Below are 20,549 nucleotides of genomic sequence, written 5' to 3'. Positions count from 1 at the left end.
CATCGCCGGTGCCAGATTCGCCGACGGCATCGAGGTCATTCCGCCCCAGCAAAGCCACGCCGCCTGATCGGCTCCGTCACCCAGATTCAGGCATAGCTCGTTTGGGCTCGCGATCTTTCTTAGGCCTGCAGCCGCCCAGATCCTTACACCGACGCCAAGCGAGTGGATGGACAAGCTCGATCGGGAACACAATTACCTTGTATCTCCATCGGGGCACGTGCATGCGAGGGGCCAGGTCCAAGCTGTCGATATGGGTCCCGGTGCAGCTTCGGTCGCCATCATGACCGAGGAGATGAAGAGCGCCGATGGCAGCATCCGGATGCTGGCAATGGAAATGCCCTTCCATGTCACGAACCGTCGCATGCTAAAGGGCTTGCGACCGGGAGATCTAGTGGAATTTGAGGCAGCCAGGCTGAAAAACGCAGTGATGATCACGAACATCCGAAAAGCGCGGTAGGCCGCTTGATAGTGGCTAATCAACGTCTGGTGAACGCTTAAGAGAAATCGCAGAGCAACAGAGCTACGACTGTGTCAGCCAATCACAGTCGCCGTGAACTTCACTATGAGCTCGGCCGTGTGCCGGTTGCCAAATCCGGTCAACTCGTCGGCAAACTTTGCGCAGCGATCGCCGATTTCATCCCGTTGGTTGCGTAGCATATGTACTGAGGACAACTATCAGAAACGAGGTCGCAAGAATTCGTGCGACATCGCCGGATGCCCGCGTTACCCGACAAGAATCAATATCTGAATCTGGTCTCGAGAGCGGCCGTTGCAGGTACCCGCAGGCAACGGTGCGGCTTGCCGATCGCATTTGAAGCTACGGCAAGGCCATGCTTGGTTTAACAAGAAGATTGGTACGGCTCGTCGCGCCAGATCGTGCTTACATTATTGACTCAGGTCGTAGGTCGCGGTCCTTGATCTGGCTCAACCACTGCGTCCTTGTTTCAGGCTTGATTGTTTCTGGATCAGACATCTGGTTTGATTGCCTTTGGACCAGTCATAGGAGCAACAGGAATTAATGCCCGCAAGCTGCTCCTAGCCGCTGTGATGTCCTTCGCTGCTCTCCCGGCCCTGGCGCAGACGAGCTCTACGGCTGAGAAGAACGGCCATCATTACTCAGGTGGACCGAACGGAGGTCCCGCGCCATATGGGGAAGAAGAGCACCGGCTCGAAGCCCGCATCGGGCGGCAGCCACCATTGTGGCGGTGGACCCAAGACCGATGTACCGCACCACATGGGGCCAAAAAAGGAGCAGTAATCGTGGGTGAGGTGTTGCGCGGGCTTCGCCGTGGTGATGAAAGTTGGTTCCGGCGCAATCCATTTAGCCATCCGAGCGTCACTGAGACAGCCTGGTCGTCGACCCGAATTGCTCTGGCACCTGCCACTTTGCCGCCCCTCGCGTGCCCTCGGCCTGATAGCCAGCAAACAGGCGGTGTTTTTTTGGATCAGGCGCAAAGCGCTGATGATGACGACGATTGTGCGTCGGCATGGCCCGCCCGATGCAACTTCACAGCAATAATCGCGTTCTCGGACTGAAGGTGACGTTGTGAAAGGAACGGTGATGAGAAATTTCAGACGAACTGCGCAATTGGTGACGCTTGCAGGACTCTTGGTGAGCGCTGCGTTCATGAGCGATGTGCAACCGGCTGCGGCGCAGCATGGCGGCGGAGGGCACGGCGGTGGCTTTGGAGGCCACGGCGGCGGATTCGGGGGGCATGGTGGTGGTTTCGGCGGCCGCGGCGGCGGGTTTGGAGGCCATGGATTTGGCGGGCATGGTGGATTTGGCGGTTATGGGTACTATGGGGGCCTTGGCTTTGGCGGATACGGCTTCTACCCCGGTTATGGCTACGGGGGTTACGGCTACCCCTATTACGGTGCTTACGGCTATGATGTTGGTGGCGACTGTTATCTCGCGAGGCGTCGCGTTGTGGGCCCCGATGGGCGCGTGCGTTTTCGCCGGGTTGAAGTGTGCCGGTGAGATAGCGAGATCGGACGGGCCGAAAATTTGAGCGAAGGTCCCGCGCGCTGGCTCATTCGCGTCTGGATTGATGATCTTGACCGGCTCCACGACCGTTGCTCGCGCTGACATAGTTAGGCCGGAATGTCCGGCCGCCCAATGTGGTCGCGAACGCGCTTTCGTATTGCTGCGCTGGAACGGCAAGCAGCTCGTTCGCCGAGGGTACACCAATCGTTCCCGCAGAGCCCTGCCCGCTTCGATAAAGGCCGGGGGCTGTGTCCAGGCCCGCTCCCTTTCAGAGGGTCATGACCATGCGGCCATCGACCTTACCGCTTCCGAGGTCGCTGAAGATGGTGTTGATGTCCTCAAGTTTCGCCTTGTGAATGTGCGCCTTCACCTTGCCCTCGGTTGCGAACTGTACGGCCTCGGCGAGATCCTTGCGCGTTCCGACGATGGAGCCGCGGATGGTGATGCGCTTCAATACCACGTCGAAGATGGGGGTGGGAAAATCGCCGGGCGGCAGGCCGTTGAGCGCGATGGTGCCCTTGCGACGTACGAGCTTGAGCGCCTGCGCAAAGGCCGGAACTGACACAGCCGTGACAAGCACGCCATGCGCGCCGCCGCCGGTTGCCTTCACCACCTGGGCGGCAGCGTCCGGACTCTTGCTGTTCACGGTAACCTCAGCGCCGAGTTGCCGGGCAAGCGCGAGCTTCTCTTCGGTAACGTCGAGCGCGGCGACGTGAAGGCCCATGGCCTTGGCGTATTGCACGGCGATATGGCCGAGACCACCGATGCCGGAAATCGCAATCCATTCACCTGGACGGGCTTCGGTTTCCTTGATCCCCTTGTAGGTGGTGACGCCGGCGCAAAGGATCGGGGCCAGCGCAGCAAAGTCGCCGTTCTTTGGCAAGCGCGCGACATAGTCCGCCGCGCCGATGGCGTATTCAGCGAAGCTGCCATTCACGGTATAGCCGCTCATGTGCTGGGCTTCGCACAGCGTCTCCCAGCCGGTTCCGCAAAACTCGCACCGGCCGCACGCATCGTGCAGCCAGGCCGTGCCGACCGCATCGCCTTCCTTGAGTCCGACAACGCCGGGACCCACGGCCGCCACGATGCCAGCTCCCTCATGCCCGGGAATGAAGGGTGGTTTCGGCTTGACCGGCCAGTCGCCTGCGGCGGCATGTAGATCAGTATGGCAGACGCCGGAGGCGACGATCTTGACGAGAACTTCCCCCCGGCCTGGTGCGGGGATTGGGACTTCTTCGATGCTGAGAGGTTTTCCGAATTCGTGGACTACCGCCGCCTTCATCGTTTTCGCCATCACCCGTTCTCCTTGGCTGGACCACATCGGCGGCCAGTTTAGGGAGCACAATGGAAATCAGACGTTGATGCAGCTCAAGGTCAGCACGGGAAATTGGTGCTGAAATTTCTATAGCTGAGATAGGTCACCGCGCTTTGCGGAAGCCGTCTGCTGATGAGGAGCGGCACTCCGGCCGTCCCACCGCAATAGCGGCGTGGACCGAGGTCCGGCGCACTACTCTGACCACAAGGAGTTTTCCATATGCTGGACCGGCCGATCACATCCGCAAGCAGTGTAAGCAAACTACGCGCGCGCTATGACAATTTCGTTGACGGTGAATGGGCTGCTCCTGTCAAGGGGCGCTATTTCACGGACAAGAGCCCGATCGACGGCAGCACGCTCTGTGAAGTGGGCCCGCTCGGATGCGAACGATGTCGGGCGCGCGCTCGATGCGGCTCATGCGGCGCTACCCGGATGGCGCCGAACCGCCCCGGCGGAGCGGGCGCGAGTGCTCAACAAGATCGCCGACCGGATCGAGGAGAACCTCACCCTCCTTGCAAAGGTCGAAACCCGCGACAACGGCAAGCCGATCCGCGAGACCATGAATGCCGATGTACCACTCGCGGCCGATCATTTCCGCTATTTTGCCGCCTGCATCCGCGCCGAGGAAGGCACCATCGGCGAGATCGATCACGACACGATCGCCTATCATTTTCGCGAGCCGATCGGGCAATCTTCGCGATGCGCGGGCTGGGTCGCCAGATCATGCACTATGCTGCCGAGACCATCATTCCGCAGACCATGGAATTGGGCGGCAAGTCGCCCAACATCTTCTTCGCCGACGTGATGGACGAGAACGACGCCTTCCTCGACAAGGCCCTTGAAGGTTTTGCTCTGTTTGCCTTCAACAAGGGCGAGGTCTGCACCTGCCCCTCCCGCGCGCTCGTGCAGGACTCGATCTTCGACAAGTTCGTGGAGAGGGCGGTGGCCCGCGTGGCCAGGATCAAGGTCGGCGATCCGCTCGATCCGTCGACCCAAATGGGCGCCCAGTGCTCCAAGGGCCAGCTCGAGAAGATCCTGAGCTACATCGAGATCGGAAAGCGGGAAGGTGCGACGTGCCTGACCGGCGGAGGCCGCGCCGAACTCGGCGGAAGGCTGAAGCACGGCTTCTTCGTCCAACCGACTGTCTTCGTCGGCAGCAACAAGATGCGCATCTTCCAGGAAGAAATCTTCGGTCCGGTTTTGTCGGTGACCGCATTCAAGGATCTCGACGAGGCGATCGCGATCGGCAACGAAACGCCCTATGGTCTCGGCGCGGGAGTGTGGTCGCGCAACGTCAACAATTTGTATCGTGTCGGCCGCGGCATCGAGGCTGGCAGGGTATGGACGAACTGCTATCACGTCTATCCGGCCCATGCGGCCTTCGGCGGCTACAAGGGCTCCGGCTTCGGGCGCGAGACACACAAAATGGTGCTGGATCATTACCAGCAAACGAAGAATGTGCTGGTCAGCTACGATACCAAGGCCTTGGGTCTGTTCTGAATCCGAAGTCGCCGCGGTGCATTTTGTTGGCGGCAGCGACTGAACCCATTGGGCTGGAACGAGGTTTGAGGCTAGGCCTCGGCTCAGCCTCACGCACCGGCGTCTTGAACCTAAGGGCGCAATCTTACGGGTTTTGCTCTGTGCACCTATCTCGGAATGGCTGCCTTCATCCCGGGTGCGACTCGCGAGAACCTCATCGCGATGATCGCGCTCCATTTCTCTCCGCAGGCACTCTTCACATTTGCGGTGAAGTGGATCCCAGCGGTGTTCGCCAAGATCTCAGCGAGCCCAGAAGTCCTTCGACTTGATCAAGAACCGTCAACGCTGTGTTGCTTCAACACACGCGCGGACCGAACCATCAATACGCGGAGCTATCATGGATGCAAGCTCTATCAAGATTCGCCGCTCGCTTGGCGCCTGGAAGCCTGAAGGCTGCGAGCGGATTGCGCTGGTGCTTCAGGGCGGGGGCGCTCTCGGCGCCTATCAGGCTGGAGCCTACCAGGCGCTGCACGAGGCCGGGCTCGAGCCGGACTGGGTCGCGGGCGTTTCGATCGGCGGGATCAACGGCGCGTTGATCGCCGGCAACGCCCCGGAGCACCGCCTGGATCGCCTGCGCGAGTTCTGGGAGACGATAACGCGCCCGACTTGGCCGTTCACAGCTGATGGGGACGAGGCGCGCGGGGCGCGCAACAACTGGTCGTCCCTCGAGGCCATGATGTTCGGGCAGCCAGGCTTTTTTTCGCCGAACGTCCCGAACCCTTGGATGAGTCCTCGCGGCGCTGACACCGCCACCAGCTTCTATGACAGCGCGCCCCTCCGCGAGACACTGCGGCGCTTAGTGGATTTCGATCTCCTGAACCAAACATCGACGCACTACGCTGCCGGCGCTGTCAACGTGCTCAACGGCAATTTCTACTATTTCGACAACGCACAAATCGAGATCACCGCGGAGCACGTCATGGCGAGCGGGGCGCTTCCTCCTGCGCTACCCATGGTGCAGATCGACTCCAGCTGGTATTGGGATGGCGGCCTCGTCTCCAACACGCCGCTGCAGCACCTCCTTGACAACGCCCAGTGCCGCAGCATGCTGGTGTTTCAGGTCGATCTGTTCAGCGCAAAAGGCGTGCTCCCGCGCGATATGTTCGACGTGCTCGCTCGCGAAAAGGACATCCGTTACTCAAGCCGCACACGGCTGATTACGGACACCTATGCGAAACGCCACCAGCAGAATCTGATCTTGAGGCGCTTGCTCGACAAGCTAGGGGATGCGAATCTCGATGACGAAGAACGCGCGCTGAAGGACAAGCTCTGCAGGCTGCCGAAGATCACGATCCTACACTTAATCTATCAACAAACGGCCTACGAGGGCCAAGCCAAGGATTACGATTTCAGCGCGCAATCGATGCACGAGCACTGGAATCGCGGCTACCAGGACACACAGCGCACGCTTCGGCACACAGAATGGCTGGCAATGCCGGCCCAGGATGGCGGCATTGTTGTCCACGATATCCACCGTACGGATGACTGATGTTCAGCGTCCCGCGCCGTAGCTGCGAGTGGCGTCTCCGGTGAGCGTAGCCCGTCGGACGGCCGCTCGCAGAGTTCCACTCAGAACGTTCCGTCAGATCGCTCCCTTCTCGCCGGAAGCGAAGGCCGCGGCTCTGAGCTGCAGGGTCCAGGATCGCAAGCTCACGCGGCTCACAAGCAACAGGCGATCGATGCAGAGGTATCGTGGGATCGCATCGCAGATGAGGCTAAAATCGCGAGATCAACTACAGCAGCAGTATGAAGGCGGATCCGCCGCCGAGACAAACTGATAAAGCGCTGGATCCGAGAAGCTGGCGGCCGTACCTCGACGACAGGCGGCTCGGATGCCGGCACCCGAGCCGGCACTACTTTTTCGTTCCGATATCCAATCCATGATGCAGTCCGATCTTCGAGGGGTCTTGATTTGGCACAAGGTATTCGCAATACGAGGTCCTAAGTTGATACGATGACGAGCCCCGAGATCTGGTATGTCTCATATTGTCCGAATGATGCGTCTGCTCGCGGAAGGCAGAACCGTCCGCGTTACCCGCAGGTTCAAAACTGAAATAGAAGCTAAGCGATTTGCTCAAGAAATCACCAATACTGCATGCAGCGTGCTTGCAGGCACCCTAAACCCGTACAAACCGAGGCGAGTGGTGGCAGCGTAGCCTTGACGAGCGGATCAGGGCGTCGCCGCTCTCGCTTCGGCTTCGCAATTGGCCTGTCGGTCGGGCGTCCCCCGCTCCGTCTTTCCACGCGATTCGCAAGCTCGACAAGAACTGATTCATCGGCGGTTCCGCAGTATCGAACTTTTTGAACACCTGTATAGTGAAGGGAGACCAGGATTTTTGCAGAGGTGCTACAAACTGTCTTCATCAGGACTTTGTCGTGGGCGAGACGAATTCCGTCGTGGACCCCGGGGACACAGACCAGCCAGCCCCGTCCGTAAATTGCGGGAGCTGCTGTTCGGGAGCTAACGAACCGGCGGCGGGTTGTAGGACAGCCCGCAACAGGAGCCCGCCCGATGCGATCTTTGATCGAAGATTATGCCCCGATCGGCGATTGTCAGACCGCCGCGCTCGTCGGCCACGATGGCTCGATCGATTGGCTGTGCTGGCCGCGATTTGACGCGGGCGCCTGTTTTGCGGCTCTGCTCGGCTCGCCCGGGAACGGACGGTGGCGCATCGCACCGGAGGATCCCAGCCCACGCGTCAGTCGCCGCTACCGCAACAGCACGCTCATTCTGGAGACGGAATTCGAGAGCGCGGGCGGTTGGATCACCGTGATCGACTTCATGGCCCTGCGCGGCGGGGTATCGGACCTCGTGCGTCTCGTTGTCGGCCGGCGCGGTCGCGTGAGGATCCGCAGCGAGCTCGTGATCCGCTTCGACTACGGCGCGGTCGTGCCTTGGGTCACGCGGCTTGAGGACGGCACCGGAATCCAAGCGGTGGCGGGCCCGTCCATGGTGGTCCTGCGAACAACGGCTCCGTTTCACGGCGAAAATCTCAGCACCGTTGCGGAACTCTCCGTCGAAGCCGGCGACACCGTGCCCTTCGTGCTGAGCTATAGCCCGTCCCACGTTGCGCCACCCGCTACCCTCGATCCGGAAGCAGCCCTGGCCGAGACCGAAGCGTTCTGGCAAAACTGGTCCTCGCGTTGCCGGCACACAGGGCCATGGCATGAGGCTGTGCTTCGCTCCCACATCACCCTGAAGGCTCTGACATACGCGCCCACGGGAGGAATTGTGGCGGCCCCGACCACGTCCTTGCCGGAACGGATCGGCGGGGCACGCAATTGGGACTATCGCTACTGTTGGCTGCGCGATGCGACTTTCACTTTGATGTCGCTGATGGACGGCGGTTACTTTGACGAGGCGAAGGCCTGGAGCGACTGGCTGTTGCGGGCTGTCGCCGGCCGCCCATCGGAGATCCAGATCATGTACGGGCTCGCCGGAGAGCGCCGCTTGACCGAATGGGAAGTGCCGTGGCTGACGGGCTATCATGGTTCGCGACCGGTGCGCGTCGGCAATGCCGCCCATGGCCAGCTCCAGCTGGACGTATACGGGGAGGTCATGGACGCACTCTACCAGGCCCGGCGGGGCGGCCTTGTGATGCGCGACGCGAGCTGGGCCTTGCAGCGCGCGATTGTCGAGCACCTGGAAACGATCTGGCAAGAACCCGACGAGGGTATCTGGGAGGTACGCGGCGAGCGCCGGCACTTCACCCATTCCAAGGTGATGGCGTGGGTCGCCTTTGATCGAGCCATTCGGAGCATTGAAGAATTCGGGCTTAAGGGCCCGCTCGATCGCTGGCGCGCGGTGCGGCAGCAGATTCATGAAGATGTGTGTCGGAAGGGGTACGACCCCGATCTCGGCAGCTTCGTGCAATCCTATGGCGCCCCCCACCTCGACGCGAGCCTGCTCATGCTGGCGCTGGTGGGCTTTCTGCCCGCCAGTGATCCTCGAATCCGCGGCACCGTTTCCGCGATCGAGCAGCGCCTTCTGGTGGAGAATACGTTTGTTCTTCGCTACGATACCGAGGAGGTTGCGGACGGACTGCCCGCGGGCGAGGGCGCATTCCTGGCGTGCAGCTTTTGGTTGGCCGACAACCTGATCCTGCTCGGCCGACACGAAGAGGCGGGCCGCCTGTTCGAGCGCCTCTTGGCCCTGCGCAACGATGTCGGACTGCTTGCCGAGGAATATGACCCCGTGGCGCGCCGCCAGCTCGGCAACTTCCCGCAAGCTTTCTCGCATATCGCGCTCGCAACCACCGCGCGAAATCTGACGCAAGCGGCGAAGCCAGCACAAGCCCGCGCGGCCACGGCCGCAAAGTGAGCCGACGGCGAGTCGATCCGCGCCGCGTAGCGCCAAAAGCGGCGCCTTGTCAATCGGCGCCAGTCGGGCGGCGCATCCGGCAGGAGACGTCAAGCAGGAAACGATCGCAGGGTGTAACCAGCGCCCTCTTCCCGTGCTCAGCCGAACCACACAGCGGAGCTGCCGCAGACGCGCAGCCAGTCGCAATGCGTTTTCTTTGACCCCGCCTCCTGATCCGGCGCGGATCGGTGTGGTACGGACAACAACGCCACTTCTTCTCCTCTTCGTCCAGTCGGATCGCGTCGGTTTGGAAGTCAAGCATGCACGATAGCAGGCGCATCCCTCCTAGTCGCGCTTTCCTTGCTTCCTGAGGTGCCCGCCTTCGCAGCCAGGCGCGCCTTGGCAGATGCTCTTTAAGGTATGGTCCTTGATCTCTTGGTCTTGGCGCTCGATGAGCGGTGTCGTGCCTCCACGTTCATCAAGAGGCGCTCCTGGAGGTTTACGCTTTCCTGTCGGGGCGACGTATTGTGGGTGATGAGTGAGCGGCGCCAATTTGGCTTTTGGCCGGAGCCTCTCACCCGAGTCGGGCTGCGCGAGGCTTGCCGTCGTGGCCATCATAACTCCGATAAGTGCGAGAAGGAGTGCGACACTGACTTTTTTTCGCATTGTATGTGCTCCATGTCATCGATCAGGCGATGGGCCTGCCCCGGAAATGCCTCCTGCCCACGTTATCCAGCTCGCCGCAAGAGTGCAGCGGCGCATTCGTGCAGCAGTCGCATGTGGACGGATTACGCTTCATCGCATCGGACCTGCCGCATCCGCCGCAATAAAGCGTTTCCATGAACATTATACGGTGAACGGTCCATTCCATTTTGATCTGTATCACGGCGGTGCTCTCCACGATTGCATCACATTGTTCGGCCCCTTGCCGCGCACCTCTTGCAAGGCGCCGGTCGATACCGCGGCCCGGCTTCGGCTGACGATCCCGTGGTGAGCCCGTGAGTTGTACGCGTCGCACGTAATCTCGATGCCGCTTTCCTTCGCTAAATCGCGGATGCCGCGCGGCGATCCGGATGAGCATGCTTCCCACCCAGATTGTCGCCGACGGCTTCGGTCAATGGTGCTTGTACCAGCCGACGTCCTTGATGTCGTTGAACGAGTTGGTCCGGTGGCAGAGGTAACACTGGTTGACCTGGGCATGCTCCTTGCCCGCGACCCTCATTGACACCATCTTGAAGTGCTCCATGTAATGGCTTGGCGGCGCCTGATGGCATTGCGCACACTCTTTGGAAGTCGGCGACGGGTGGAGGAATCCAGCGATCCGCCATGTCGTCGTCTCGTGACATCCCGCGCATTCGCGCCCGAAGAGCTGCTTGTGCGGGTCGCGGTTGCTGTGACAGCTCGCACAATCCAGGGCGTTCTTCTCGGCCGATCGTGATGCCGCCACGCCCAGAAAATCGGCGATGTCATTGACCATCTCGGTCGGCACGCCGGGATGACCTTCGGCCCCAACGGCAAGGTGCGAGCCGATCCGCAGGAGCGCCGCATGGTTGATCCGTGTCGGACGGCCAGCGCCCTGGTGCTCAACATGGCAGCCGCGGCAGTCCTGCACCTTCGCATGAAAGGCGGTCGACTGCTTCGCAAGATCTGCTGCCGCGGTGGCGTGGCAGGCGATACAGCTCTTGGCCTCGACCCCCAGGGTCGGGGTGTGACATGACTCGCATTTGTCGGTCAGGAAGGCGTGTTTGACCGAGAGCTGGCCAGGCTGAAACGATTTCGACCAGGCCGGCACCGATCCTGAGCCCGAGCGATAGAGCGTGGCGACCGTGGTCAAACTGGCCACGACTGCGATGGCGATCAGCACCGTATAGAAAACCCCAAGCTTTTTCACGCGAGCCACCGCAGTCCATAGTAGATCTCACCGCCGATATGCAGCGCGAGCAGAAAATACATCAGGATCGCGGCCACGACATGCGCAACGATCCAGCGCGTGAATATCTTCTTGATCACCTCGCGGGACCCGATTGCGTATTCAAGATCGGCAATCCCCTCGACGAGCTGCAGGACGGTGGCGCCCTGCAGGGCCGGCGCGCCGACTTCGGCGGCGGCGAGGTCTTCAAGCCTGGCACGTTGGGCCAGCGCGATGGTGGTGCGGTCGTAGGCCGATCGCAGCGTCCCCAACCGGGATTGCTCTTCCCGCAGCTCGGTCGGTGTTTCCGGCGTGGTAGTGCTGCTTTTCACCTGATCGAGGCCATCGCGCAGCCGCGAGGCGGCTTGCTCAGCACTCGCCGTATCTCCGGCCGCATTCGCATGCCGCAGCGCATCCTGGGCACTCTGGATCTCATCCGCCCCCTTACTGATGCGGGCGCGCGCTTGGGCCTCGATGCATTGACGCTGCTCGGCCGAAAGGGTCGGCATGTCCATCAGGGAGGGATAGAATTCCTTACGTGGGCGACCCATCATCTCGCCCATTCCGCCCCCTTTCATCATCTCGCCCATCCCGCCAGCAGCACCCATACCGCCGGCGCCCGACCCCATCGAGGGTTGCGTGCCCGGCCCCCCCGCAGGCGGGGTGCCAGACGGAGTCATCGGGTTTGCTGGGGCGCCAGTGCCGGGATGATGGTCGGCATGGCCGCCGCCCGACATCTGCGCCAGAGCTTGAACGGTGAAGCTCGCAACGAAGGCGGCGGCAATAAGAGACCGGGCGAGCGCTGCGAACGCGCGCTGCGGGGGCTGCGGGCGGGAATTACGCTGCTTCAGAGCGCGTTTTCGACAATGAACGGACATGCTCGCACTCCTGCGGCCGTTGAGATCGGCCATCGGTATCCGGACTCACAACCGGCCGCAACCTTTCAGGGTTGCCCGCCGCGCCGATGATCACCTGCGTATACAACAAATCTCACGCGAGGATCCCGCTGGCGCCTCTCGCCAATCGCTTCCCCACGAGAGGTGAAGCCCCTCTACTTTTTATCGTTCCGCTATCCAATCAAGAATGGAATCGGACCCGACCACTCTCCTCGGCGTGTGCGGGTTCAAGGTGCCGGCAAGCACCGCGTGGTTGCTGTTGATGATCTCTTGGGCAAATCGCTTGGCCTCGGTTTCGGTTCTAAACCTGCGTGTAAGGCGGACGCGCCTGCTCGCACCATCGGGCGCATCGTCCGAGCAGTATGAGACATACCAGATCTCCGGGCGCGTCATTTTTTTCAACTTGCCACCGTTTTTATATCCAAGCCCAAGTTCAAGGCGTCAAGCCGGCTGCTTCTGCTATCATCGAACGTCCCGTCTGTAGCTGGCGAGCTGTTGCTCGAGGAAGTCCGCAAAGCAATACGTAAGCTGTTGGATGAGCCGACGCCCCTATGAAGCGTACCTATCTAGCCTCGATTCAGAACGCATGTTTGCGATAGCGCAATGTCGGGGTCCCGCCCAAGGCGCATTATGCCGTTCCGAATCGACGGCTGCAGGTGATGGGATTGGCTCATCTGCGGGTGCCACAGGGGAATTAGCCGATGAATCACTCGATTTTCAGCGCGGATCGAACGACTCATGTCAAAATCGTGGCGCTTACCTTGGCCATGAGCATCGGGTTGGCCAGCTTCGTTAGCTCGGTGCGCATTCATACCAGCGAGCCTTACTCGCCGGGTGCGCAACTAACGCAAGTAGCAAGTCCTGTCGTTTCTTGTTGCGAGGCCGGCGAGCTGTTATGTCCGAGCTAATTTGCTCGCCTGATATGCACCGGGATTTCCGATCAGGCTTGCCGCTCGCCCGAAGCGCTGTTCGTCTACCAAACGCCAGCGACGGCGTCAGTTCTGATCCGTAAGTTACGTCCTTCCAAACTCAGCGGCGATGTTGCATTTTTGCACTTTGAGCGAACGGAAAATCGGCCCATGCTGGCCTAACAAATTTTGCGTTAAGGGAGGGCAGTCAGATGGCACAAGATTTTCCGAGCATTTTGCAGCTCGGCCTCGCCGTACTCTTGTTGGGAAGCGCGGCCACCGCACCCGCCCACGCCGGCACCTACGATCTGGTACTCGAGCGGCATGCGGTCAACATCACGGGGCGCAGCAACGAGGCTTTGCTGATCAACGGCCAGCTGCCGGGTCCCGTTCTTCGCTTCAAAGAAGGCGAGAACGTGGTGATCAACGTCACCAATCGTCTCGACGAGAATGCCTCCATTCACTGGCATGGCTTGATTGTGCCGCCGGGAATGGACGGAGTGCCGGGCATTTCACCAGGGTACGGCGACGGCATACCGCCCGGCCAGACCTTCACCTACCGCTTCAAGCTCAAGCAATCCGGGACCTATTGGTACCACAGCCACTCGTCCGGCGAGCAGGAGCAACTGGGTATCTATGGCCCAATGATTGTAGAGCCACGCGCAGCGGATCCTTTCCGTTACGACCGCGACTACATTATCATGCTCTCGGATTGGAGTGATGAAGCCAAGAGTATCATTAATAATCTCAAGGCGGATGCCAGTTGGTATAATTTCAACAGGCGCACCTTGATCAGTCTGGTCCAGGAACTGAGCAAGGCACCATCCGAAGAAGCGCGCCGCGCCATCATCAACGATCGCATTGCCTGGTCGTTAATGCGGATGGACCCTACAGATATCTCGGACGTGTCCGCTTATACATTCCTCGTCAACGGGCAGACGCCAGAACAGAACTTTACCGCTCTGTTCAGACCGGGCGAGCGCATTCGATTGCGCTTCATCAACGGCTCGGCGATGACCTATTTCGATGTTCGCATTCCCGGACTGAAGATGAAGGTGGTCCAGGCGGATGGCAACAATGTTCAGCCGGTGGTGGTCGACGAATTTCGCTTCGGCAACGCCGAGACCTACGATGTGATCGTGCAACCTACGGAGGACCGAGCCTACACGATCGTCGCAGAGCCGATGGACCGCACGGGCTTTGCGCGCGCGACCTTGGCGCCGCGGCCGGGAATGGTGGGCGAACTGCCCGCGCACCGGTTACGACCTCTCGCCTCGATGGCGGAGATGGGCATGAACCTCGGGCCGAAGGGCGGCGACCGTGGCACCCCGCATCCGGAGCAGGATATGCCAGGTCATGTCGTGCCCGAAGATCCGGTCGCCATGGCAATCGGCATGGGCGACATGGGGGGAATGTCGGATCGGGGCGGTACCGGCGATATGTCCGGAATGCAGCCTGGCGGCGCCGGGGCGAAGCGGGGAATGTCCGGCATGTCCATGGGTCCGAAGGACTCCAAGCAGAGCACGAAACCCGCCAAGCGCGGCAAGCCCTCGGGCATGCCGGGGATGAAGCACGAAAGCATGCCGGGAATGAGCAACGCTGCGCCGGACCGGTCGGATGCTCTGGCGCAGATGAAGGATATGCCAGGTCATTCCTCCATGTCGGGAATGGGCGGCGGAGACCGGAAGGGTCAGGTTGCGCCGGCCGACAGCGGAGTTCAACAGGGGCCGCAGGCCTATGTCCTGCGTGGCGGAGAGGACATGGAGAGTGTCGGCGTCAAGGTTGGACATGGAGCGCCCGACCCATTCCTCAACGACACGGGCGCACCTCCGGGGACGAAGGTTCTATCCTATCGGGACCTCAAGGCCCTCAATCCCTACCCGTATAAGCCCTACGATCGGATCATCGAGATGCGGCTGACCGGCAACATGCAGAGATACTTCTGGTCGATCAACGGCAGAAAATTCAGCGAAGCGGAGCCCATCGTACTCCGGTACGGAGAACGCGCCCGATTCCGCCTCATCAACGAGACGATGATGAACCATCCGATGCACATCCACGGCACTTGGCTTTTGCCAGATGTCGGAAACGGCGCCCGCAACCCGAAGAAGCACACCGTCAACGTGAAGCCAGGAGCTACGGTTGACGTGGACGTTCCCGCGGATGCTGAAGGACCATGGGCATTCCATTGTCACCAGCTCTATCACATGGAAACCGGCATGATGCGCAAGATCGAAGTCGTCCGGCAGACGGCGTCGGCTCGCTAGGAGGGCTCCATGAACCGTATCCCTCACGTCGCAAGCATCGCACTAATCGTATTGTCCGGCGCAGCAATCAGCGCGCCCGCTGGGGCTCAAACGGCTCCATCATACACGGAAGCTGCGCCATGGTACCTGCGCAGTCCCTCCGGCATAAACTTCCCCGATCAGCAGCCTTTCAGCGCCCTGCGTTTCGACAAGCTCGAATGGGGCGGTCCAAACACGGGCGCTAGTGCCCGCTGGGACATGGAGGCGTTCGTCGGCACCGATTACGACAAGCTGTTCTTCAAGTCCGAGGGTTTTTACAACGGTAAAGCCAGGAACCTCGAGGAGGGCCAGTTTCAGGTCCTCTATTCGCGCCTCTTGACCTACTACTTCGATGCCCAGTTCGGTGTTCGGCAGGACTTTTCCAAAAAATCGAGCCGGACCTACGCCGTCATCGGCGTGGAGGGCCTCGCACCTGGCTTCATTGAAATCGATGCGGACGCCTACATCAGTCAAAAGGGCGAGGTTTCCGCTTCGATCACCGCCTTCCATGATCTCTTGATCACCAACCGGCTGATCCTGCAGCCGCGTATCGATGTCAAGCTGCAGGCGCAGCCGGTAGCGGACCTGGAATTAGGCGCTGGAATTACCGATTTCGAGCTGGGGGCACGCTTGCGCTACGAGTTCACGCGCAACGTTGCGCCCTATATCGGCGTCAATTGGGATCGCAAGGTCGGCCAGACGGCGACAATTGCCAGAAACAACGGCGAAGCGGTATCCAACGTGTCGTTCGTCGCCGGCGTACGGCTGTTCTGGTAGGACCACGATCAGATTGCGGCAAGGTTGCGGATAAGAGCTTTTATCGATCGCTGCAGTGCTGAAGCGTTCGCTGGAGGACTTTCTTGGCCTGCCGCTTCATCTTTCTCGATTGCGCCGCTCACCCTGAGACTACTGCCGCCGCCATCGTCTTCGAACGAGGCATGCAGCTGTTGGCGAGTCGCCGACCGCCGGCAGTGTCCGGTGTCAGATGCACACGGATGATTTCGGTGGCGACTATTGCGGCCCTTGTGAAGTCCGTCCGCCTCGAGCGTCATTCCCTTGGCTCCGGGAGAGTCCGAAGCTGGTCGAGATGCTCAGTCGACCCCGCGTCGCACGGAGTTGGGCGGCACCGAAATGCTAAGTAGTCCAGCCAGCAGTCGGCGGATGAACCTTAGAGGCGATCGTAGACCCGTTGCTGGCGATGTTCCTCCAGTGTCCCGAGTCACAAGTTCGCAATCGTAGATTCGCAGTAGATTCGCGTCGCTGTGCCAAGGATTGCGGATTCCGACGAAGTCGCCCGGGTGTACCGATATGAAGTCGCCCGGGGATTCCGAGACGATGTCGCCCACCTTTCCGATTTGATCTCCCCCGGGGGCGAGGCGTTCTGGCTGCCTAGTTTCTCTGGCACTAGGCGAGCCGCGCGGTCAACTGGAATCGCGGCTTGAACCTGTTGTGTTTTCTGTTGCGGTTGCTGTGGGCATGTGGGCAACGCCTTGGCGTTGTCCAAGCGAAGCGGCATGTCCACAGCGTCACGGGCTCAGGCCTTTCGGGCGGATTGCCGGGTTCGGCGCAGGCTCTCGCCGGTGAGGTCGAGCCGATGGGCATTGTGGACGAGGCGATCGAGCACGGCGTCGGCATAGGTGGGATCACCGAACACGGCAAGGTACCCCTATTCTTGACCGGGTCGTGTCTCACGTCACGATTACCGACCCGCATCATTTTCTGTTTGGACAGCGGCTTGCCGTCTTGAAGGGACGATCGGGGCGCGGTCCCGCCTACATCGTTGTCGCGCTGCCGGATGGACGGCGGCGGGGGATTCGGATCGCGTCGACAGATCTCGCTGAGCCGCCAAACTGCGCCAGCATTGCCGATCTGCCGCGTATCAGCGCGCGCACGCTCATCCCATTGATGCAACATTTGAGCGCGAATCTGAGGCTTACGTCTCGCCGCCGGAGCACGCCATCGTTCTATGTGTGAATGAGAAATCCCAAATCCAGGCGCTGGACCGCAGTCAGCCGATGCTGCCAATGCGTCCCGGCCAACCGGCCCGAAGAAGCCATGACTACACAAGGCACGGCACCACATCGCTGTTCGCCGCCCTCGACATTGCGAGCGGACGGGTCATCGGCAAGTGCTACGGACGCCATCGCGCTGCCGAGTTCCGCAAGTTCCTCGACGAGATCGAGGCTGCCGTGCCGCGTGAACTCGACGTCCATCTCGTCATGGACAATTACGCCACGCACAAGACCCCCTTGATCCGAAAATGGCTGGTCAAACGGCCGCGTTGGCACGTGCACCTGACCCCGACCAGTTCGTCATGGCTCAACCAGGTCGAGCGCTTCTTCGCGCTCCTGACCGATAAGAAGATCAGGCGCGGCATCTATCGCAGCGTCGCCGCTCTCAGGGCTGACATCACTTCGTTCATCGACCGACACAACGCCGATCCAAAACCGTTCCGATGGACCAAGTCCGCCGTGACATCCTTGCTTCCATCGAACGCTTCTGCCGATACAATGCCCCGGCAAAACACCACCCGATGCCGCGAACTTCTGGTTCAGGCCCAGGCCGTGTGAAAAGGCTCTGTTTGCTGTGATTCGCGCGATAGGATTCCCGGCGATTTTGCGGGGCATCTGATGAAGCGCTTTGTTGAAGGATTGGATCGCGGGCAGAGCACACTGTTTCCGGCATCGCTCGACGACTATGTGACTGAGGACAACCCGGTGCGAGCGGTCGACGTGTTCGTCGACGGTCTCGATCTCGACAAGCTCGGGTTTGTCGGTGTCCAGCCGCTCGACACCGGCCGACCTAGCTATCACCCCGGTACGATGCTCAAGCTCTACATCTACGGCTATCTTAATCGGGTTCCGTCGAGCCGACGCCTGGAGCGGGAATGCCAACGCAGTATCGAGATGATCTGGCTGACTGGGCAGTTGGCGCCGGACTTCAAGACCATCGCAGATTTCCGCAAAGACAATGGCAAGGCCATTCGTGAGGTCTGCCGCGAGTTCGTCGCGCTGTGCCGCAAGCTTGATCTGCTTGTTGCAGCGAGCGTCGCCATCGATGGATCGAAGTTCAAGGCCGTCAATGCGAGGGACAAGAACTTCACTGAGGCAAAGATGAAGCGCCGTCTGGAGCGAATCGACGAGAGCATCGCCCGTTATCTCTCGCAGCTCGAGACCGCCGATCGGCACGGCGATGCAGTGCCAGAGGCGAAAGTTGCGAGGTTGAAAGGCAAGATCGAGAAGCTCAAGGAGGAGATCGTTCGGCTAAACGCGATCAATGCGGAGATGATGAAGAGTGAGGACAAGCAGATCTCGCTGACCGATCCTGACGCGCGCTCGATGGCGACAAGTGGAAAGGACACCGGGATCGTTGGCTATAACGTGCAGATTGCAGTTGATACGCAGCATCATCTCATCGTGGCTCACGAGGTGACCAACGTGGGCACCGATCGCCACCAACTCGCCAATATGGCCGGGCAGGCTCGCGACGAGATGGCTGTCGAGACGCTCGAAGTCGTGGCAGACCGCGGCTATTACGATGGAGAGGAGATCAGGGCCTGCGAGGAAGCCGACATCACGGTGACGTTGCCGAAGCCGATGACTTCGGGCGCTAAAGCTGCTGGCCGCTTCGGCAAACAGAACTTCGTCTATGTCGCCGCCGACGATGTTTATCGCTGTCCCGCCGGCGAGCGGCTAACTTATCACTATACGAACGTAGAGGACGGAAAGACACTGCGCCGCTATTGGACAAGCACCTGCAAAACCTGCGCGCTAAAAGCGCAGTGCACGACAGGCCCCGAGCGCCGCATCACACGCTGGGAGCACGAGACCGTTCTGGAGAAAGTTCAGGATCGGCTCGACCACAACCCCAATGCCATGGGTGTCCGCCGTCAGACAGCGGAGCATCCGTTCGGCACGATGAAGTGTTGGATGGGAGCAACACACTTTCTCACGAAAAAGCTGCCAAAGGTGGCCACCGAGATGGCGCTCACCGTGCTCGCCTACAACATGAAGCGCGTGATGATGATCGTCGGCGTAGGCGGATTGCTGGAGGCGATGCAGGCGTGAGGCCAGCCTCTGCGCGACCAAATCAGCGCCTACATGAAGCTCCCGATTGCCACTGAGACGACACGAGGTCCATTCCACCGAATTAGAAGCTCGGCGGCCATGAAATGCGCCGGAGCGCCCCAAGTTGCGGGATTTTCACACGGCCTGGGACACTAGCGTACGCCAGATCTCGAATGGGTAAATTCCCGAGAGGCACTAGCGCGCTTTGCGGATGTTCGTGACCATCAGAGCATTCTTCAGCCGGGCGGCCTCAAATTCCACTAAATCTCCCGGTCGCAACCCTTTCAGCATGCGACGGTTCGTGACGTGGAAGGGCATTTCCATTGCCGGCATCCTAATGCTGCGATCAGGGCTTTCCATCGCCTCGGTCAGGATGGTGACCGAAGCCGCACCGGGGCCCATATCGACAGCCTGGACCTGCCCCCTTGCATGCACGTGTCCCGACGGAGAAACAAGCTGTCTATGTTCCCGATCGAGCTTGTCCAGCCACTCGCTTCGCGTCGATGTAAGTGGCTCGGCAGCTGCAGGGATCGAGAAACTCACGAGGCCAATTGCTATTGCGGCGGAAATGGCTGCTGCTTGGCGCACGATATGTCCTCCTGGGTTTGCGCGCTCTGCGCCGACCAACGTGCTATGCGCTAGGGGCGTTCGATAGCGCAACTAGATCACGGCGTGCTCCGAAAGGGTTGATTTGGATCAAGCAACTGCAAGAGAACGGGCGCCAAATGAGGCTACTACACTAATCCGTTCGATGCATTGCAGATCAACCCAACTGTCTGATTTTCGATTCGACGTACGGTTTATAGCTCACGCCTCAAATCCTCAGTGCGCGACAGCGAAGATCGTTGGGGCGACGACAAAACGTGGCGGCTCCGTCATCCCTTAACAACGGCCTGAGGATGTGGTCTGTGAATGCCTTCGAGCCGCGCCCGTTTCAGGAGCAGGGCATTGATCGCCACCAATGCCGAGCTGCCCGACATAGCGAGCGCAGCGACCTCGGGGCTGATGACCAAGGGATAGAGGACGCCGGCCGCCATGGGAAACGCCACCACGTTGTAGGCCACCGCCCAGAGCAGGTTCTGGTGCATCTTACGCAGGGTGGCGCGGGAGAGCTCGATGGCGCCAACAATGTCATAGGGGTCGCTCTTCATGAGCACCACGTCGGCGCTCTCCATCGCGACATCGGTGCCGGCGCCAATCGCGAAGCCGACGTCCGCTAATGGGATGGACCGGCTGCTTCCCCCGCGGGGATAGTCTGTAAAGACTACCCTACAGCATCCGGAGAAGCAGCCCATGACCACCACACCTTTGGCCTCGATCGGCATCGACATCGGCAAGGAAGTCTT

At 60.5% G+C, this 20,549-nt stretch carries 11 protein-coding genes and 4 pseudogenes; 8 read left to right on the top strand and 7 right to left on the bottom strand.

Annotation, left to right across the window (positions count from 1 at the left end):
- Positions 1-166: 166 nt before the first annotated feature.
- A complete protein-coding gene (locus ASG57_RS26970) occupies positions 167-457 on the top strand; it encodes a copper-binding protein (protein WP_057198346.1) in 291 nt (96 codons plus the stop codon).
- A gap of 1,050 nt (positions 458-1,507) precedes the next feature.
- Here the strand turns inward: ASG57_RS26970 and ASG57_RS38145 are convergent.
- A complete protein-coding gene (locus tag ASG57_RS38145; protein ID WP_156402835.1) occupies positions 1,508-2,068 on the bottom strand; it encodes a hypothetical protein in 561 nt (186 codons plus the stop codon).
- 184 nt (positions 2,069-2,252) lie between these two features.
- The gene (gene adhP, locus ASG57_RS26960) at positions 2,253-3,278 is read right to left on the bottom strand and encodes an alcohol dehydrogenase AdhP (protein ID WP_057198342.1); all 1,026 of its coding nucleotides are present in this window, start codon (positions 3,276-3,278) and stop codon (positions 2,253-2,255) included.
- A gap of 240 nt (positions 3,279-3,518) precedes the next feature.
- On the opposite strand from adhP, the pseudogene ASG57_RS26955 reads away from it, so the two are divergent.
- The 3 genes and pseudogenes from ASG57_RS26955 (at position 3,519) to ASG57_RS26940 (ending at position 9,159) form a co-directional block, all read left to right on the top strand.
- Positions 3,519-4,799: pseudogene (locus ASG57_RS26955) on the top strand (aldehyde dehydrogenase family protein).
- A gap of 376 nt (positions 4,800-5,175) precedes the next feature.
- Entirely contained in the window at positions 5,176-6,327 is a 1,152-nt protein-coding gene (locus tag ASG57_RS26945) for a patatin-like phospholipase family protein (RefSeq protein ID WP_082529056.1), read from the top strand.
- A gap of 1,023 nt (positions 6,328-7,350) precedes the next feature.
- The gene (locus ASG57_RS26940) at positions 7,351-9,159 is read left to right on the top strand and encodes a glycoside hydrolase family 15 protein (RefSeq protein ID WP_057198338.1); all 1,809 of its coding nucleotides are present in this window, start codon (positions 7,351-7,353) and stop codon (positions 9,157-9,159) included.
- A gap of 1,093 nt (positions 9,160-10,252) precedes the next feature.
- Here the strand turns inward: ASG57_RS26940 and ASG57_RS26935 are convergent.
- Both ASG57_RS26935 and ASG57_RS39465 read right to left on the bottom strand, forming a co-directional pair.
- The gene (locus ASG57_RS26935) at positions 10,253-11,029 is read right to left on the bottom strand and encodes a cytochrome c3 family protein (protein ID WP_057198336.1); all 777 of its coding nucleotides are present in this window, start codon (positions 11,027-11,029) and stop codon (positions 10,253-10,255) included.
- Positions 11,026-11,958, bottom strand: a complete 933-nt coding sequence (locus ASG57_RS39465; protein ID WP_230646902.1) for a hypothetical protein — start codon at positions 11,956-11,958, stop codon at positions 11,026-11,028. Before ASG57_RS39465 ends, ASG57_RS26935 begins: the two co-directional genes overlap by 4 nt.
- Before the next feature lie 1,105 nt (positions 11,959-13,063).
- Here ASG57_RS39465 and ASG57_RS26920 point away from each other — a divergent pair.
- Positions 13,064-15,118 (top strand): multicopper oxidase domain-containing protein, encoded by a 2,055-nt coding sequence (locus tag ASG57_RS26920; RefSeq protein WP_057198334.1) that lies wholly within the window; start codon positions 13,064-13,066, stop codon positions 15,116-15,118.
- A gap of 9 nt (positions 15,119-15,127) precedes the next feature.
- Positions 15,128-15,913, top strand: coding sequence for a copper resistance protein B (locus tag ASG57_RS26915; protein ID WP_057198333.1), 786 nt, complete (start codon positions 15,128-15,130; stop codon positions 15,911-15,913).
- Between the two features lie 757 nt (positions 15,914-16,670).
- On the opposite strand, the pseudogene ASG57_RS26910 reads toward ASG57_RS26915, so the two are convergent.
- Positions 16,671-16,790, bottom strand: a pseudogene (locus tag ASG57_RS26910) (ATP-binding protein); the annotation flags it as partial.
- A gap of 280 nt (positions 16,791-17,070) precedes the next feature.
- Between ASG57_RS26910 and ASG57_RS26905 the strand changes: the two are divergent.
- A pseudogene (locus ASG57_RS26905) lies at positions 17,071-17,726 on the top strand (IS630 family transposase); the annotation flags it as partial.
- A gap of 40 nt (positions 17,727-17,766) precedes the next feature.
- On the top strand, positions 17,767-19,203 hold the full coding sequence (locus ASG57_RS26900) for an IS1182 family transposase (RefSeq protein ID WP_057198329.1): 1,437 nt from the start codon (positions 17,767-17,769) through the stop codon (positions 19,201-19,203).
- A gap of 195 nt (positions 19,204-19,398) precedes the next feature.
- Here the strand turns inward: ASG57_RS26900 and ASG57_RS39460 are convergent, their stop codons facing one another.
- Complete coding sequence (locus tag ASG57_RS39460) at positions 19,399-19,791, bottom strand: copper-binding protein (protein WP_230646903.1); 393 nt, start codon at positions 19,789-19,791, stop codon at positions 19,399-19,401.
- Between the two features lie 287 nt (positions 19,792-20,078).
- Positions 20,079-20,549: pseudogene (locus ASG57_RS26890) on the bottom strand (hypothetical protein); the annotation flags it as partial.

Origin of the sequence: Bradyrhizobium sp. Leaf396, assembly GCF_001424605.1 — a bacterium.
GTDB classification, from domain to species: Bacteria; Pseudomonadota; Alphaproteobacteria; order Rhizobiales; family Xanthobacteraceae; genus Bradyrhizobium; species Bradyrhizobium japonicum_C.
This window is presented reverse-complemented; position numbering and strand designations above follow the sequence as displayed.

Coding starts and splice junctions, on each gene's coding strand:
- ASG57_RS26970 (WP_057198346.1), top strand. CDS start 167: ATGGACAAGCTCGATCGGGAACACAATTACCTTGTATCTCCATCGGGG.
- adhP (WP_057198342.1), bottom strand. CDS start 3,278: ATGGCGAAAACGATGAAGGCGGCGGTAGTCCACGAATTCGGAAAACCT.
- ASG57_RS26945 (WP_082529056.1), top strand. CDS start 5,176: ATGGATGCAAGCTCTATCAAGATTCGCCGCTCGCTTGGCGCCTGGAAG.
- ASG57_RS26940 (WP_057198338.1), top strand. CDS start 7,351: ATGCGATCTTTGATCGAAGATTATGCCCCGATCGGCGATTGTCAGACC.
- ASG57_RS39465 (WP_230646902.1), bottom strand. CDS start 11,958: ATGGCCGATCTCAACGGCCGCAGGAGTGCGAGCATGTCCGTTCATTGT.
- ASG57_RS26920 (WP_057198334.1), top strand. CDS start 13,064: ATGGCACAAGATTTTCCGAGCATTTTGCAGCTCGGCCTCGCCGTACTC.
- ASG57_RS26915 (WP_057198333.1), top strand. CDS start 15,128: ATGAACCGTATCCCTCACGTCGCAAGCATCGCACTAATCGTATTGTCC.
- ASG57_RS26900 (WP_057198329.1), top strand. CDS start 17,767: ATGAAGCGCTTTGTTGAAGGATTGGATCGCGGGCAGAGCACACTGTTT.